Source organism: Microbacterium sp. USHLN186 (assembly GCF_037145155.1).
Taxonomy (GTDB): domain Bacteria; phylum Actinomycetota; class Actinomycetes; order Actinomycetales; family Microbacteriaceae; genus Microbacterium.
Genome location: NZ_JBBCYA010000004.1, coordinates 74695 through 90296, shown reverse-complemented (window position 1 = coordinate 90296; position 15602 = coordinate 74695). Strand labels below are relative to the sequence as shown.

The 15602-nt window shown below is 70.1% G+C and carries 16 protein-coding genes; 11 read left to right on the top strand and 5 right to left on the bottom strand.

What is annotated here, in order from left to right; genetic code table 11:
* Nucleotides 1-106 precede the first annotated feature (106 nt).
* The 3 genes from WFG93_RS09740 to WFG93_RS09730 are packed head-to-tail and all read right to left on the bottom strand — an operon-like array spanning nt 107 to nt 2545.
* The gene (locus WFG93_RS09740) at nt 107-772 is read right to left on the bottom strand and encodes a response regulator transcription factor (protein ID WP_336646150.1); all 666 of its coding nucleotides are present in this window, start codon (nt 770-772) and stop codon (nt 107-109) included.
* Nucleotides 769-2259: a sensor histidine kinase gene (locus tag WFG93_RS09735; protein ID WP_336646149.1), complete on the bottom strand. Its 1491-nt coding sequence runs from the start codon at nt 2257-2259 to the stop codon at nt 769-771. The genes WFG93_RS09740 and WFG93_RS09735 overlap by 4 nt, the downstream gene beginning before the upstream one ends.
* The gene (locus WFG93_RS09730) at nt 2174-2545 is read right to left on the bottom strand and encodes a hypothetical protein (protein ID WP_336646148.1); all 372 of its coding nucleotides are present in this window, start codon (nt 2543-2545) and stop codon (nt 2174-2176) included. Before WFG93_RS09730 ends, WFG93_RS09735 begins: the two co-directional genes overlap by 86 nt.
* 128 nt (nt 2546-2673) lie before the next feature.
* Between WFG93_RS09730 and WFG93_RS09725 the strand changes: the two genes are divergently transcribed.
* Nucleotides 2674-3282: a helix-turn-helix domain-containing protein gene (locus WFG93_RS09725; RefSeq protein ID WP_336646147.1), complete on the top strand. Its 609-nt coding sequence runs from the start codon at nt 2674-2676 to the stop codon at nt 3280-3282.
* 2 nt (nt 3283-3284) lie between these two features.
* The gene (locus WFG93_RS09720) at nt 3285-3506 is read left to right on the top strand and encodes a hypothetical protein (RefSeq protein WP_336646146.1); all 222 of its coding nucleotides are present in this window, start codon (nt 3285-3287) and stop codon (nt 3504-3506) included.
* 26 nt (nt 3507-3532) lie between these two features.
* Here WFG93_RS09720 and WFG93_RS09715 read toward each other — a convergent pair whose 3' ends face one another.
* Nucleotides 3533-3844 (bottom strand): hypothetical protein, encoded by a 312-nt coding sequence (locus WFG93_RS09715; RefSeq protein WP_336646145.1) that lies wholly within the window; start codon nt 3842-3844, stop codon nt 3533-3535.
* Nucleotides 3845-3846: 2 nt separating this feature from the next.
* Nucleotides 3847-6438: a valine--tRNA ligase gene (valS, locus tag WFG93_RS09710; protein ID WP_336646144.1), complete on the bottom strand. Its 2592-nt coding sequence runs from the start codon at nt 6436-6438 to the stop codon at nt 3847-3849.
* 161 nt (nt 6439-6599) lie between these two features.
* On the opposite strand from valS, the gene WFG93_RS09705 reads away from it, so the two are divergent.
* The 9 genes from WFG93_RS09705 to WFG93_RS09665 all read left to right on the top strand — a co-directional run bounded on the left by WFG93_RS09705 (nt 6600) and on the right by WFG93_RS09665 (nt 15515).
* A complete protein-coding gene (locus WFG93_RS09705; protein WP_336646143.1) occupies nt 6600-8222 on the top strand; it encodes an ABC transporter substrate-binding protein in 1623 nt (540 codons plus the stop codon).
* A 1-nt stretch (nt 8223) separates the two neighbouring features.
* Nucleotides 8224-9189 (top strand): ABC transporter permease, encoded by a 966-nt coding sequence (locus WFG93_RS09700; protein WP_336646142.1) that lies wholly within the window; start codon nt 8224-8226, stop codon nt 9187-9189.
* On the top strand, nt 9186-9995 hold the full coding sequence (locus WFG93_RS09695; protein ID WP_336646141.1) for an ABC transporter permease: 810 nt from the start codon (nt 9186-9188) through the stop codon (nt 9993-9995). Before WFG93_RS09700 ends, WFG93_RS09695 begins: the two co-directional genes overlap by 4 nt.
* Nucleotides 9992-11494: an ABC transporter ATP-binding protein gene (locus tag WFG93_RS09690; RefSeq protein WP_336646140.1), complete on the top strand. Its 1503-nt coding sequence runs from the start codon at nt 9992-9994 to the stop codon at nt 11492-11494. The genes WFG93_RS09695 and WFG93_RS09690 overlap by 4 nt, the downstream gene beginning before the upstream one ends.
* A 122-nt stretch (nt 11495-11616) precedes the next feature.
* Nucleotides 11617-13344, top strand: a complete 1728-nt coding sequence (locus WFG93_RS09685) for a carbon starvation CstA family protein (protein ID WP_336646139.1) — start codon at nt 11617-11619, stop codon at nt 13342-13344.
* A 3-nt stretch (nt 13345-13347) separates the two neighbouring features.
* Nucleotides 13348-13632, top strand: coding sequence for a cory-CC-star protein (locus tag WFG93_RS09680; protein ID WP_336646138.1), 285 nt, complete (start codon nt 13348-13350; stop codon nt 13630-13632).
* Nucleotides 13623-14597, top strand: coding sequence for an ArsA family ATPase (locus WFG93_RS09675; protein WP_336646137.1), 975 nt, complete (start codon nt 13623-13625; stop codon nt 14595-14597). Before WFG93_RS09680 ends, WFG93_RS09675 begins: the two co-directional genes overlap by 10 nt.
* A 61-nt stretch (nt 14598-14658) precedes the next feature.
* Nucleotides 14659-14808, top strand: a complete 150-nt coding sequence (locus WFG93_RS09670) for a CopG family transcriptional regulator (protein ID WP_336646136.1) — start codon at nt 14659-14661, stop codon at nt 14806-14808.
* A complete protein-coding gene (locus WFG93_RS09665) occupies nt 14805-15515 on the top strand; it encodes a hypothetical protein (RefSeq protein WP_336646135.1) in 711 nt (236 codons plus the stop codon). Before WFG93_RS09670 ends, WFG93_RS09665 begins: the two co-directional genes overlap by 4 nt.
* Nucleotides 15516-15602 lie beyond the last annotated feature (87 nt).

Sequence of the window (15602 nt, the reverse complement as noted above, 5' to 3'; positions counted from 1 at the left end):
AACTCCTCCATTGGTTCTCTTCGATGCTCTCGACCCGCGGTGAGGGGCGGGTGAGGGCCGGATGAGAGAGTTCACATGTACGGTGCCGTCCTCGCGCTCATCACGTTCAGGCGCCCGTGCACAGCCGGTAACCGGCCCCGCGCACCGTCTCGATCCGGTCGGCACCGAGCTTGCCGCGCAGATAGCGCACGTACACGTCGACGACGTTCGAGCCCGGATCGAAGGCGAAGCCCCACACCCGGCTCAGCAGCTGCTGTCGGGTGAGCACCTCGTCGGGGTGGCGGAGCAGCGTCTCCAGCAGGGAGAACTCCCGTGTGGTGAGCTCGACGGTCCGCTCGCCGACGCTGGCCCTGCGCGTGCGCAGATCCAGGGCGAGGTCGCCCGCGCGCAGCACCACCGCCTCGGTGGCGCTCTCGGAGACCAGGCGCAGGCGGATCCGCGCGAGCAGCTCGTCGAAGGCGAACGGCTTGCGCATGTAATCGTCGGCGCCGCCCGACAGTCCCGCTACCGTGTCCTCGACGGCGTCGCGTGCGGTGAGGATGATGATCGGCATCTCGACGCGCTCCGCCCGCAGCCGTCGCAGCACGCTGAACCCGTCCAGACCCGGAAGCCCGATGTCGAGGACCATGAGGTCGAAGTCGCCGCTGCGCGCGAAGGCCACCGCCTCGTTGCCGTCCGCTACGGTCTCTGAGCGGAACCCGTTCGCACGCAGGCCCTTCTCGATGAACGACGCGATGCGCTCCTCGTCCTCTGCGACCAGGATGCGGTTCATCGGTGCTCCTCTCGAGCGTGCGGGATATCGATGCGGAACGTCGCCCCGTGGCCGGGAGTGGAGCTCACGCTCACGCTGCCGCCGTGCGCCTCGACGATGCGCGAGACGATCGCGAGGCCCAGACCGCTCCCGGCGTGCCGGGCGCCCGCACCCCGACGGAAGCGGTCGAAGATATGCGGCTGCTCTGCGAAGGGGATGCCGTCGCCCTCGTCGCGCACCCACAGGCGCAGATGCCCCTGGTCGCATGTGCCGCCGATCGCGATCGCCTCACCCTCACCGGTGTGCTGTACGGCGTTGGCGGCCAGCTGCAGCAGGCACTGGGTGAGGCGCTGCTCGTCGACGAGCACCTCGCCCTCGGGAACCGCGTCCAAAGCCCAGGCGCGCGGCGCGAGAGCAGTGGCCTTGGCCAGGGTCTCCACGACGAGATCCGCGGCGTCCGTCGATGCCGGGATGAGGAAGTCGGGCCGCTCCGAGCGCGCGAGCAGGATGAGGTCATCCACGAGCCGCGACATCCGCCGCAACTCGTCGTCGACCAGCCGCAGCGTCTGCTCGCGTTCGACCGGGTCGTCGCCCATCAGCTCCAGATGCCCCCGGACCACAGTGATAGGCGTGCGCAGCTCATGCCCGGCATCGTCGAGGAAGCGCCGCTGCCCGTCGAAGGCGGACTGCAGCCGGTCCAGCATCCGGTTGAAGGTCACGGCGAGCTGCGCGACATCGTCGGTACCGGACACCTCGATGCGTCGGCGCAGATCGCCGCCGTCGATCTCAGCCGCAGTCTCGCGCATCTCGCGGATCGGGGTGAGCGCGCGACCCGCGACGAGCCATCCCGCCCATGCCGCCAGCAGCAGAGCGAAGCAGCCCGCCGCCGCCATGGTGAACACCGTCGACCAGGCCTCGGCCTGCTCCGGGCCGAGGAATTCCACCACCACGAGCACACCAGGCGAGTCGTCACCGCTCACCTGCACCGGAATGGCCGCGTACATGGCGGGGCCGGCCGAGGTCTGCACGCGCCCGAACGTCGGCTCGCGCACCGCGCGTACCTCGGATAGGAAACTCTGCGAGCGGTCCAGGCGCACGAGCGGTTCAGCGTGACTGCGCCGGTCGGGGATGCCGTCGACGATGCTGAACAGGGTCTCGTGCGTCTCGGCGACGTGCTGGCTGAGGTAGCCCGTGAGCAGCTCGCGCGTGTCGGTGGCGGCAGCGCCCTCGCGCGCGTCGGCGCCCTCGGCATAGGCGCGCAGCTTCGCTGCCTCGTGGGTCAGTTCGAGAGCGGCCGTGGACTCCACGCGCGCGAACAGTGATCTGCCGGTCACGAAGATGATGGCGACCAGCGCCAGCGCTACGACGCACAGCGTGGCGGCGAGGATGCGGGTGCGCACTGTGGCCCCGCGGCGACGGCGCTCACCCATCGCCGTCATCATCGCCGTCATCATCGCCGTCATCGTCAGCGCCGTCATCATCAGCGCCGTCATCGTCAGCGCCGTCATCGTCATCGTCGTCGCCGGCCTCGTGCACGGGCGCGGGAGGAACGACGACCGCGTCTGAGGGGGTGGCGGATGGCGAGGGGGCCCGGGTTCCGCGCGCGTCGGGGATCGGAGTCGGCGAGTCCGTCCCGGACGGTGAGCCGGATCCGGGGGGAGTCGCCGGTGTCACGACGATGGCGGGCCCCAGACGAGGGGCGGGTGCCGCGGCGACCTGATCGACGAACCACCAGACGCCGCCGACGAGCAGCACGCCTGCCGCCGCGCCGACGATCGTCCACCGAGACACCACCTCTTCAGTCTCGCTCAGGTCACCGGACGGGAGGTGTCGATGAGAGACTTCTCACCAGCGGAAGGACGCAAAGAATCGTTTGCAAATCAAGTCTTGCAAAGGAGTCTTTGCAAAGCTATCGTTGCACCATGGTGAACGACGACCAGGTCCGCACGCTCGACGCCGGCGCGCTCAAGGCGCTCGCCCACCCCCTGCGGGTGCGGATCTACGACCTGCTCAGCGAGCGGGGACCGCAGACGGCGAGCAGCCTCGCCACGATCATCGGCGAGACGTCCGGGTCGACCAGCTATCACCTGCGTGCGCTCGCCGCTCATCAGCTCATCCGCGAGGTGCACGATCGCGGCACCGCACGCGAGCGCTGGTGGGAGCGTCCGCGCGGCCGCGTGAACTTCCCCGGACCGGACGAGACCATGACGCCGGCGAGTCGGGCCGCCGCGCAGATCGTGACGTCGGAGTTCCTGCGGCTGCGTCACGAGACCCTCATGGAGTACATCAACCGCCCGGAATCCGCCCAGCCGGAGGGCTGGAAAGATGCCGGACTCGTGATGACGACGATGCTCGACATCACGCCCGAGCAGATGACGGAGCTCAAGAACGAGCTCAGCGCCGTGGTGGATGCCGCCATCGAGCGCTACCGCGGGCAGGACTCCCAGCCCGGCACCCGACGCGTGACGCTGCGCGCCGAGGTCTTCGATCTTCCTGCGGCGCCGCGCCGCAGCACCCGCGATCAGGAGTGACCATGACCAGTGCGACCCTTCGCATCGCCACCCCCACCGCCCTCGAGCGCGCTCTGCAGCGCCTCTCCATCGCTCTGGCGCGCTACGTGGAGCGCCGCGTCGCACAGCGCGCGGAGCGTCGTGAGCTCGCGCTCGACCTGCTGCGCGAACAGCACGCCCGACGCCAGGATCCCCGCGCGCTCGACATCGCCCTGCTCGCGATCGGATCCCGTCCCCGCCCCTGACCCGCCGGTGCCGGCAGCCGCGACGGTCAGTCCTGGAAGGGCCGCGCGATCACGTCGCCGGATGCCGTGAGCAGAACCTCCCACCCGGCATCCAGCTCGGCGATCGGGCGGCCCTCCAGCCAGGTGAGCGTCCAGTTCCCCTTCGACGGGCTCAGGGACCCATTCGACGGGCTCAGGGACCCATTCGACAGGCTCAGGGACCCATTCGACAGGCTCAGGGACCCATTCGACGGGCTCGCCGACAGCCGGCCTTCGACCTCCGCGATCGCCGGGCGCAGCGCGGCCGGAACCGAGGCCGGCGGCTCAGCGCCGACCTGCCACCTCGTGCCGAGCTGCATGATCAGGCCTCGACCGGTGCGAGCTCGATCGCGGTGACGACGAGCTCGTCGCCCTCCACGAATTCCAGCTCCGCGATGCGGCCGACCGCGCGCAGGTCGTCCGCCGCCGCGCGCAGCGCATCCAGCGTCGCGGCGGGCGCCTGGATCGTCGCGGTGCGCACCGGCGTCTTCTGCGACGCCTTCGCCTCGGTCTTCGCGCGGCGGATGCCGATCAGGGCTGCACTGGCCGCGGAGAGCACCGATGCGTCCCCGTTCGACGGGCCAGCCGTCCCCTCCGACAGGGGCTCCGGCCACGGTGCGGTGTGGATCGAGCCCTGCTCGAACCACGACCATGCCTCCTCGGTCGCGAACGATACGATCGGCGCCAGCAGACGCAGCAGCGTCGACAGCGCCAGACGCAGGGCGAGGGCGGCGGACGCCTGACCGACGTCGGTCCGGTCGTAGGCACGCTCCTTCACCAGCTCCAGGTAGTCGTCGCAGAACGTCCAGAAGAACGCCTCGGTGACCTCCAGCGCCTTCGCCTGGTCGTAGTTCTCGTACGCCGCCGTCGCCTCGCGCACCACCTGGTCGAGAACCGTGAGCATCGACGCGTCCAGCGCGTGCGTGACCTGCGCGCCCTCGGGCACCGGGAACGACAGCACGAACTTCGCCGCGTTCAGGATCTTGATCGCCAGCCGGCGCCCGATCTTCACCTGCGTCGGGTTCTGCGGGTCGAACGCGGCGTCCATGCCCAGCCGGCTGGACGCCGACCAGTACCGCACCGCATCCGAGCCGTGCTTGTCGAGGATGTCGGCGGGCGTGACGACGTTGCCCTTCGACTTCGACATCTTCTTGCGGTCGGGGTCGACGATGAAGCCCGAGATCGCGGCGTTGCGCCACGGCGAGCGGTGATCCTCGAGCGTCGAGCGCAGCATGGTCGAGAACAGCCAGGTGCGGATGATGTCCTGACCCTGCGGGCGCAGATCGAACGGTGCGACGGTGTTCCACAGCTCCTCGTCGCGCTGCCAGCCCCCGGCGAGCTGCGGGGTGAGCGATGAGGTGGCCCAGGTGTCGAAGATGTCCTGCTCGGCGTCGAACCCGCCGGGAACCCCGCGCTGATCCTCGGTGTACCCCTCGGGCATGTCGGTGGTCGGGTCGATCGGCAGGCTCGCGAGCGACGGGGTCAGCACGCGCTCGTAGTCGCGCTCGCCGTTCTCGTCCAGCGCGTACCACACCGGGATCGGCACGCCGAAGAAGCGCTGGCGCGAGATCAGCCAGTCTCCGGTGAGACCGCCGACCCAGTTCTCGTAGCGCACCCGCATGAAGTCCGGATGCCACGTGAGGGCGCGTCCGTTCTCGAGCAGCTGCTCGCGCAGCCGCGGATCGCGGGCGCCGTTTCGGATGTACCACTGCCGGGTCGAGACGATCTCGAGCGGACGATCGCCCTTCTCGAAGAACTTCACGGCGTGGTTGAACGGCTTGCCGACCTCGAGCAGGTCGCCGGACGCCTGCAGCTGCTCGACGATGCTCTTGCGCGCGCTGAAGACCGTCTTGCCGGCGAGCTCGGCGTAAGCCGCCTTTCCGGCCTCGGAGGCGATGGCCTCGGGGGCCTCGGCGAGTACGCGGCCGTCCTTGCCCAGGATCGTGCGGTTGGGCAGGTCGAGCTCCCGCCACCAGATGATGTCGGTGACGTCACCGAACGTGCAGATCATGGCGATGCCGGAGCCCTTGTCGGGCTGCGCGAGGTGGTGCGCGAGCACGGGAACCTCGACGTCGAAGATCGGCGTGCGCACCGTCTGGCCGAAGTAGGGCTGGTAGCGCTCGTCGTCGGGATGCGCGACCAGGGCCACGCAGGCGGGCAGCAGCTCAGGACGGGTGGTCTCGATGTGGATGTCACCCGACCCGTCGCTCTTGTGGAAGGCGACGCGGTGGTAGGCGGCCTGCTGCTCGCGGTCCTCGAGCTCGGCCTGCGCGATCGCGGAGCGGAAGTCGATGTCCCACAGCGTCGGTGCGAGCGACTGGTACGCCTCGCCGCGCTCGAGCCCACGCAGGAACGCGAGCTGGCTCTGCCGGATCGTGTCGTCGGAGATGGTGCGGTAGGTCTGCGTCCAGTCGACGCTGAGACCCAGCTGGCGGAACAGCGCCTCGAACTGCTTCTCGTCCTCGACGGTGAGCTTCTCGCACAGCTCGATGAAGTTGCGACGGCTGATCGGCTGCTGGTCGGCGGCGCGCGAGGACTTGTTGTCGCCGCCCTCGAACGGCGGGGTGAAGTCGGGGTCGTACGGCAGCGACGGGTCGCACCGCACGCCGTAGTAGTTCTGCACCCGGCGCTCGGTGGGCAGGCCGTTGTCGTCCCAGCCCATCGGGTAGAAGACGTTCTTGCCGCGCATGCGCTCGAAGCGCGCCTTGATATCGGTGTGCGTGTACGAGAACACGTGGCCGATGTGCAGACTGCCGGATGCCGTGGGCGGGGGAGTGTCGATCGAGTACACCCCGTCGCGTCCGGATGCCACCGCTTGGGCCCGGTCGAAGAGGAAGGTGCCCTGCGCGGACCACCGCTCACCCCACTTCGCTTCGAGGCCTTCCAGTGCGGGCTTGTCAGGGATGCTGGACATGACGGTCTCCTCGAGCGATGTATGCGGCACTGTGTGAGCGTGCCTGAGTGTGGGTTGTCCCGCGAGTCTACTTGCTTCCGTCATTCGGCATGTAGATCGACTGAGTCCAAGAACGGCCGTAGAATGGAGCGTTCCCCTTCCGCACTCACAGAGGTTCCTCAATGCCTTCCTTCCCCGTGCGTCGCCTGCTGTCGCTGACCGCTCTCGCCGCAGCATCCGCCCTCGTCCTCTCCGCCTGCGCCGCACCCGCCGACTCCGGCAGCGAGGGTGGGGGCGACGAGCTGGTCTGGGCGATCGAGGGCGCCAACCTCTCGGCCGGGCACATGGACCCGCAGACCAGCCAGCTCGATGTGTCGGCGATGGTGCAGCGCCAGGTGCTCGACTCCCTCGTCTTCCAGCAGCCCGACGGCTCGTTCTCGCCATGGCTCGCCAAGAGCTGGACTGTGTCCGACGACGGGAAGACCTACACGTTCGAGCTGCGTGACGATGTGACGTTCTCGGACGGCACCCCCTTCGACGCCGCTGCGGTGAAGGCGAACTTCGATCGCATCGCCGATCCCGCGACGAAGTCGGCGCAGGCGGCGAGCATGCTCGGCGGCGAGCTGTACGCCGGCACCGACGCCACCGCCGACTACACCGTCGAGGTGCACTTCACCCAGCCCTACGCGCCTTTCCTGCAGGCCGCCAGCACCGCCCAGCTCGGCTTCTGGTCGCCGAAGGTGCTCTCGGACTCCGCCGACCAGCTGAAGGCCGGTGGCCCCGATGTCACCGTCGGCACCGGTCCGTTCGTGCTCAGCGAGTACACCGCGGACCAGGAGATCGTCTACACCCGCAACGACGACTACGCCTGGGGTCCGGAGGGCTCCCAGGCGCCGAAGATCAAGACGCTGCGGGTCGAGCTACTGCCCGAGGCGTCCGTCCGTGCCGGGGTGCTCTCCTCCGGGGAGGCCGATGTGGCCAGCCAGCTGCCGCCGAACACGGTCGCCGACCTCGGCGATGACATCTCCGTGACTGCCAAGGAGTATCCGGGCCTGCCGTACTCGCTGTTCCTCAACGAGAAGTACGGCGTGTTCGCCGACCAGAAGGTGCGCGAGGCATTCTCCCGCGCGATCGACATCGACACCGCGGTGGAGAAGATCTTCTTCGGCGAGTTCCCGCGGGCATGGAGCATCCTCGGCCCGACCACCCCGGGTTACGACCAGAGCCTCGAGGGCAGCTGGCCCTTCGCCCCCGACAAGGCGAACGCGCTGCTCGACGAAGCCGGGTGGACGCAGCGCGACAGCGACGGCATCCGCATGAAGGACGGCAAGCGCCTCTCGGCGCGGTGGATCGCGTGGACGCCGATCTCCGATGACCGAACGGCACTCGGCAACGCGATCCAGTCCGACCTGAAGGAGGTCGGGTTCGAGGTCGTCCGCGAGAAGCTCGAGCCCGCGGCGTACAACGAGCAGTACGGGCCGAAGACGTACGACATCACCGACTGGGACTTCTCGGGCGTGGACGCCGACCTGCTGCGCAGCCACCTCGGCACCGAGGGCTTCCAGAACGCCTCGCAGGTCAGCGACCCCGCCGTCGACGCGCTGCTGCAACGGGGTCTGTCGACGACCGACACCGCCGAGCGGGGGAAGATCTACACCGAGCTGCAGCAGTGGAACGCGCAGCACGTCGCGATCGTGCCGATCTACGTGTCTTCCCTGATCACCGGGGCATCGAAGACGGTGGACGGTCTGGACTACGACCTGTACGGCCGCCCGCTGTTCTACGACGCGAGCGTCAGCCGCTGACGTGCCACGGATCCTGACCAGGACCGCCGGGATCGCCGCATCCGTCATCATCGTGCTCTGGGGCGCGGCGACCCTGGCGTTCCTCGCCTTCCGGATCATCCCGGGCGATGCCGTCTCGGTCATGCTCGGACCGCAGGCGCAGGTCAGCGAAGCGGTCAAGGCCGCGGTGCGCGCCGAGCTCGGCCTGGACCGGCCGCCGCTCGAGCAGTATGTGGGCTACCTGGGCGGATTGCTGCGCGGTGACCTCGGTCAGTCGTACCAGCTGCGGATGCCGGTGAGCGAGGTGATCGGACGCCAGCTCGCGCCCACCCTGCAGCTGACAGCCCTCGCGCTGCTCATCGCGCTCGTCCTCGCCGTGATCGCCGCTCTCGTCGCGCGGCGGGGCGTCGCGCGCGGGATCGTCGCGACGGCGGAGCTGATCGTGCTGTCATCCCCGGTGTTCTGGATCGGCATCCTGCTGCTGGCGGTGTTCGCCTTCGGGCTGGGCTGGTTCCCCGTCGCGGGCACCCGCAACCCCGCGACCATCGTGCTGCCCGCGCTCACGCTCGCCCTGCCGGTGGCAGCGCTGATCGGGCAGGTGCTTCGTGACGGCGTGGACGAGGCTGAGCGACAGCCGTTCGCCGAGACGGCCCGGGCCCGCGGCGCGGGCCCATCCCGCCTCCTGCTGCACCACTCGCTGCGCCACGGGGCCGCCAACGCGCTCACCCTCACCGCGTACCTGGTCGGGTCGCTGCTCGGCGGTGCGGTGCTCGTCGAGACCGTGTTCGCCCGACCCGGGCTCGGCCGGGTCACCCTGACCGCGATCGTCGACCGGGACCTTCCGGTGGTCGCGGGAGTCATCATGCTCAGCGCGCTGGTGTTCGTCGTCGTCAACGTGATCGTCGAGCTGCTGCATCCGATCATCGATCCGCGGCTGACCGTCGCGCGGGGGACGTTCGAGGCGCCGGCCATTCAGGAGCGGCGATGAACGCGCGCCGGGCCGCGGTGGGAGCGGCCGTGCTCTTCCTCGCCGTCGTCGCGCTCGCCGCGCTGCTTCCGGATCTGCTGGCCGCCCACGATCCGCTGCGCGCGGATGTCGGCAGCGCTCTGCAGGCGCCGAGCTGGGCGCATCCGTTCGGGACCGACCAGTCCGGTCGCGATGTCTTCTCGCGGGTCGTGCACGGCGCCGGCCGCTCGGTCGGCATCGGCCTGCTCGCGACCGTGCTCGCCGTGGGGATCGGCCTGGCGCTCGGATCGCTGTCGGGTGCCGCGCCAAGGGCGATCGACAGCGCGGCGATGCGCGTGACCGACATCCTGCTCGCCTTCCCGGAGTTCCTCGTCGCGCTGATCGTCGTCGCCGTGCTCGGGCCGGGCGGGGTGAACGTCGCGGTCGCGGTGACCGTCGCGGCGGTGCCGGTGTACATCCGGCTGGCGCGCACGCAGACCAGGACTCTGCTCGTCGCCGAGCACGTCGAGGCCGCGCGCATCCTCGGCGTGGGCAGAGCGCGTGCCTTCGTGCGGCACGTGCTGCCCGGAGTGCTGTCCACGTTGAGCGTGCTCGCCACGATCGGCATCGGATCCAGCATCCTGGCCGCCGCCGGTCTCAGCTTCCTCGGCCTCGGACCGGCCGAGCCGGCTCCGGAGTGGGGGCTGATGCTCTCGGGCGGACGCAACGTGCTGGGACGCGCCTGGTGGATCTCGGTCTTCCCCGGCCTCGCGATCACCCTGACCGTGATCAGCGCGACCGTGATCGGTCGGGCTCTTCGCGCACGTGCCGAGGGGAGGGCGCTGTGAGCGCGATCAACGCGGTGGCCGTGCGCGGGCTGCGCATCGAGATCGGCGGGCGCCCGGTGGTCGACGACGTGAGCTTCCGGATCGCGCCGGGCGAGTGCGTGGCGATCGTCGGCGAGTCCGGGGCCGGGAAGTCGCTCACCGCTCGCGCCCTGCTCGGGATGCTGCCCGAGGGCGCCCGGATGACGGCGGACGAGCTGACCGTCGACGGCGCCGCAGCCCCCGCCTACGGCGCGCCCGGGTGGCGCGCGCTGCGCGGACGACGCATCGCCCTGGTCGCGCAGGACGCACTCGCCGCGCTGGATCCGCTGCGGCGGATCGGTCGGGAGGTCGCCGAGCCGTTGGAGATCCACGCTCTGCACGCGGGCCGGCGCGACGAGCGGGTCCGCGAGCTGCTGGGATCCGTCTCGCTGCCCGAGCCCGAGCGGTACGCCCGCGCATATCCGCACCAGCTCTCCGGCGGCATGCGACAGCGCGCGCTGATCGCCTCGGCTCTCGCGGGCGAGCCCGCGGTGATCGTGGCGGATGAGGCGACGACCGCGCTGGATGCCACCGTGCAGGCGCGCGTCCTCGCGCTGCTGCGATCGATCGCCGACCAGGGGCGCGCAGTGCTGCTCATCAGTCACGACTTCGCCGCCGTGCGTCGCGTGGCCGACCGCGTGCTGGTGATGCGCGACGGGTGCATCATCGAGGAGGGGACGACGGAGGAGATCCTGCGCGCCCCGCGCGCGGAGTACACCAGCGCGCTGGTGGCGGCGAGCACGCCGACGCCGCGCACGGCGCGGGGGGCGGACGACGTGGCAGGGGAGGTGCTGCTGCACGCACGGGGTGTCAACAGGAGATTCGACCGGCCCGCGGTCGTGGAGGCCTCCTTCACGCTGCCAGCCGGCCGCACCCTCGGGATCGTCGGCGAGTCCGGCTCGGGCAAGACGACGCTCGCGCGGATGCTGGTCGGCGTCGAGCGCCCTGATACCGGTTCTCTGGAGTGGGTGCGGCCCCAGCGCAGGCAGCTCGTGCATCAGAACCCGTTGGGCGCCCTCGACCCGAGGTGGAGCGTCGCGCGATCACTCGATGAGGCACTGCAGGCCGCCCGCGTGCGGCGCCGCGACCGCCCGCGGGCCGCCGCTCAGCTGCTGGCGGAGGTCGGACTCGATGCGGCGCTCGCCGAGCGGCGCCCGCGGCAGCTCTCCGGCGGGCAACGTCAGCGGGCGGCGATCGCGCGTGCTCTCGCCGCCGACCCGCAGGTTCTGGTGCTCGATGAGCCGGTCTCGGCGCTGGATCCCACCGTGCGCTCCCGTGTGCTCGATCTGCTGGCTCGGCTGCAAAAGGATCGCGCGCTGACCACGGTGCTCGTCTCGCACGACCTCGCCGTGGTCGCCGCGGTCTGCGACGACGTGCTGGTGATGCACGCAGGAGAGATCGTCGAGCAGGGCACGGTGGCCGACGTGTTCGCCGATCCTCGGCATCCGTTCACACGGGAGCTGCTCGCGGCAGCCCACTGACGCCGACCCTCGCGAGGAGGCGCTTCACAGCCACGCCGAGGCAATCTCACAGCAACTTCCCAGCTTTGCTACGGTGGGCAGGGACGTGACTATGGCGTCGCGTTCGGAAAGGAAAGCGCATCATGTCCCCGGTCCTGCTCATGCTGATCGGCCTGGCGATCTTCGCCGTCGGCTATCTCGTCTATTCCCGATACCTCTCCCGTCGCGTCTTCCGCCTCGACGACTCGTTCGCGACTCCCGCGCACGAGCTCAACGACGGCGTCGACTACGTGCCCACCAACAGGTTCATCCTCTGGGGGCACCACTTCACCTCCGTCGCGGGCGCCGCCCCGATCGTCGGCCCCGCGATCGCCGTCATCTGGGGCTGGGTGCCCGCCTTCCTCTGGGTCACCCTCGGCACCGTCTTCTTCGCCGGCATGCACGACCTGGGCGCGCTGTGGGCCTCGGCCCGCAACAAGGGCCGCTCGATCGGCGCGCTTTCCGGACGCTACATCGGCAAGCGGGGGGCGGGTCTGTTCCTGGTGGTCATCTTCCTGCTGCTGCTCATGGTGATCGCGGCCTTCGCCGTCGTCATCAAGAACCTGCTGATCTCCACCCCCAGCGCCGTGATCCCGACCTGGGGAGCGATCGGCGTGGCGCTGCTGGTGGGCGTCGCGGTGTACCGCCTGCGCTGGCCGCTGCTGCCTGTCACCGTGGTGGGCGTCGTCGCCCTGTACGCGCTGATCGTCCTCGGCGACCAGGTTCCGGTCGTGCTGCCCGACGACTTCCTCGGGATGGGACCGGCGACGTTCTGGATCCTCGCGCTGTTCATCTACGGTGCGATCGCCTCGCTGCTGCCGGTGTGGGTGCTGCTGCAGCCGCGTGATTACATCAACGGCGTGCAGCTGTTCGTCGGTCTGATCCTGCTGTTCGGATCGGTGCTCACCGCCACCCTTTTCTCGGGTGCTGCGCCCGAGATCGTCGCACCGGCGATCAACACGGCGGTGCCGGACGGCACGCCCAGCATGGTGCCCCTGCTGTTCGTCACGATCGCCTGCGGTGCCATCTCGGGCTTCCACGGGATGGTCTCGTCGGGCACGAGCTCGAAGCAGCTCGACAAGGAGACTGACGCCCGCTTCGTGGGCTACTTCGGTGCGATCGGTGAGGGGCTGCTCTCGCTGGGAACGATTCTGGCGGTCATCGCCGGCTTCCGCACCGTCGCGGAGTGGAACGAGGTCTACAGCGCTTTCGGCGCCGGCGGCGTCGGAGCCTTCGTCACCGGCGGCGGAGCGCTCATGCAGGCCGGCATCGGCCTGCCCGCCTCCCTCAGTGCCACGGTGCTGGCCACGATGGCCGTGCTGTTCGCGGCGACGACCATGGACACCGGCATGCGTCTGCTGCGCTTCGTCGTGCAGGAGATCGGCGACGCGGTCAAGGTGCGCATCAGCAAGGTGCCCGCCACGATCGTGGTCGTGGTGGTCGGTCTCGGCCTGACGTTCTCGCAGGGTCTCGGCGGTGACGGCGGACTGCGCATCTGGCCGCTGTTCGGAACCACGAACCAGCTGATGGCCTCGCTGACGCTGTCGATCATCGCGGTCATGCTCATCCGCAAGCGGCGCAACCCGCTGCCCGCGATGATCCCGCTGGTCATCGTCTTCGTGCTGTCGTTCTGGGCCGCGATCGAGCAGCTCGCCTCGTTCGCCGATCCCGCCAAGGCGGACTGGCTGCTGTTCGCGCTGGATGTCATCATCATCGCCTCGAGCGTCTGGGTCGCCGTGGAGGCGGTGCTCGCAATGCGGCGCGCCGCCCGCGAGGAGCCCGAGCACGAGGACGAGGACGCCCGGCTCGTGGCGGTGCGCGAGGAGGTCTGATCGATGCATCGCACTGAGGCGGCCCGGCGTCTGCGCGGGCGCTGGGCCGCCTTCAGCCGCGCACTCGCGGAGTACTACGCTGGGCCGTACCGTCAGATGCTCGCCCGTGAGCAGCGCGACGAGGACGACCTGTTCACGCTGATCGTGCTCAGCGAGGCGCTGGGCGTGCCCGACCCGGCGGCATACTACAGCGCCGAGCTCATGCCGCTCGTGGCCGGTGACTTCCATCGCTGGCATCGCCGGATGGGCATGCCGCGCTCGCCCCTGAACCACGTCTCATGCTGCTAGAGGTACTGCAGCGTGAGCTGCTGTTCGTGGGAGGCAAGGGCGGCGTCGGCAAGACGTCGCTGTCGAGCGCGCTCGCGCTGGCGCGGGCACGCACGGGAGTGCGGGTGCTCGTGGTCTCCACCGACCCCGCACACAGTCTGGGTCATCTCTGGCGGCGGATGATCGGCGATGAGATCGTCGCGCTGGCGCGCTTCCCCGACGGCGGCGTGCTCGACGGTGTCGAGATCGATCCCGCCGCCACCGTCGAGCGTCACCTTGCCGCCGTGCGCGAGACGATGCTGCGTCTTCTGCCCGAGCAGCAGCATGGCGCAGCTCACGCTCACCTCGAACGTGCCCGCGTCGCCCCGGGCAGCCACGAGTCCGCGGTGCTCGAGCGCATCGCCGAGCTCGCCGAGGTCGGTCGGCGCGACTACGACCTCGTCGTCTTCGACACCGCCCCTTCCGGGCACACGCTGCGTCTGCTGGCCCTGCCGGGGCAGCTGGCGGGGTGGACGGAGTCGCTGCTGCGAAACCGGGACCGCTCGGAGCGGTACGCCGCCGCGATGCGCGGGCTGACCGGCCGCAGTGACGCGCAGGGCGAGTCCGAGGCCACCCTGCGGCGCACGCTGGAGCGCCGTCGAGCGCGCTTCGATGCGCTGGGCACCGCGCTCTCGGATGCCGCGCGCACGGGCTTCGTCGTCGCGTTCGTCGCCGAGGCGCTGCCGGTCGCCGAGACCCTCGATGTGGTCGAGGTGCTGGGCGCCCTGCACGTCGACGTGGCCGCGCTCATCGCCAATCGCCGCTCGCCGGCGGATGCCGGGGAGCTGCTGCATGCCCGGCGCACGGCCGAGGACGCACAGCTCGAGCGGGTGCGCGCACAGGTGCCTGGCACGCCGATCATCGAGGTCCCCCTGATCCCCGGCGAGCTCACCGGCCAGGCCGTGCTGGAGAGGCTCGCGGGTCTGCTGCTCGCACCCGCGTTGTGAATCGCGGCGGCGGTCCCGACGGCAGTTGACACGGGACCGCAGTGCGACCTAGATTGCTAGCATGCAAGCGAAGCAGCAGAAGGTGCAGTTCAACGTGTACCTGCCGCCGGACCTGGTGCGGGCAGTCAAGCACCGCGCCATCGACGACGGACTCAGTCTCTCGGCGCTCGTCGAAGCGGCGCTGCGCGCGCACATCCAGGAGGGATCATGACGTCCGCAGTCACCGTGACCGTCCAGCAGGTCGTCTTCACCCGCGACGCACCGCGCTGGCATGCGCTCGCCGACGCGCTGGGACTCGCGGCACCGTTCGCGCCCTCGCCGGAATGGGGGGAGTTCGTCGGTGACGGAGTGCTCGCGGTGCATCACAGTGCAGCCTGCGCCGACCGCGTGGAGCTGAACGTGCTCGTGCGCGACCTGGATGCGGTCGAGAAGGCGCTCGCCGGGCACGACGTCACACGCGGGGAGATGGCCGGCGTCGGAAGGATGCTCACGGTGCGCACCCAGGCGGGCGTCGAGCTCGCGGTGTTCGCGGGGGCGCGGGCGACAGCGGGTGAAGTGGCGGTGCAGCCGATCTGGTTCCAGGACGACATCGCCGAGGCGCGGGCCATCCTGGAGGCGCTGGGCATGCGCGCGGAGATCGCGGCGGATGCCGGAGGATGGGTGCAGCTGCGAGCGGACGGAGGGGGCACGGTGGGCCTGCACTCGGCATCCGGACGCAGTGAGGCCGACGGCGCGGGCTTCGGCCTGTCGTTCGAGGTGCGCGGCGACCTGGACGCACTCGCTACACGTCTGCGCGAGGCGGGCTTCGACGCCTCGGTCGTCGACGAGGCGTACACGCGCACCATCCGCATCACGGAGCCCGCCGTCACGATCAACGCCGCTCAGACCGACCTGCACGGCTATCACCGCGAGTCGTGACCACTCGCCGGCTGTAGAATGGCTGCACAAGCTGCGATCCGGCCATCACCGGGGAGCTCTCGGAAGAACGCTTCGACCCTTCGTCAC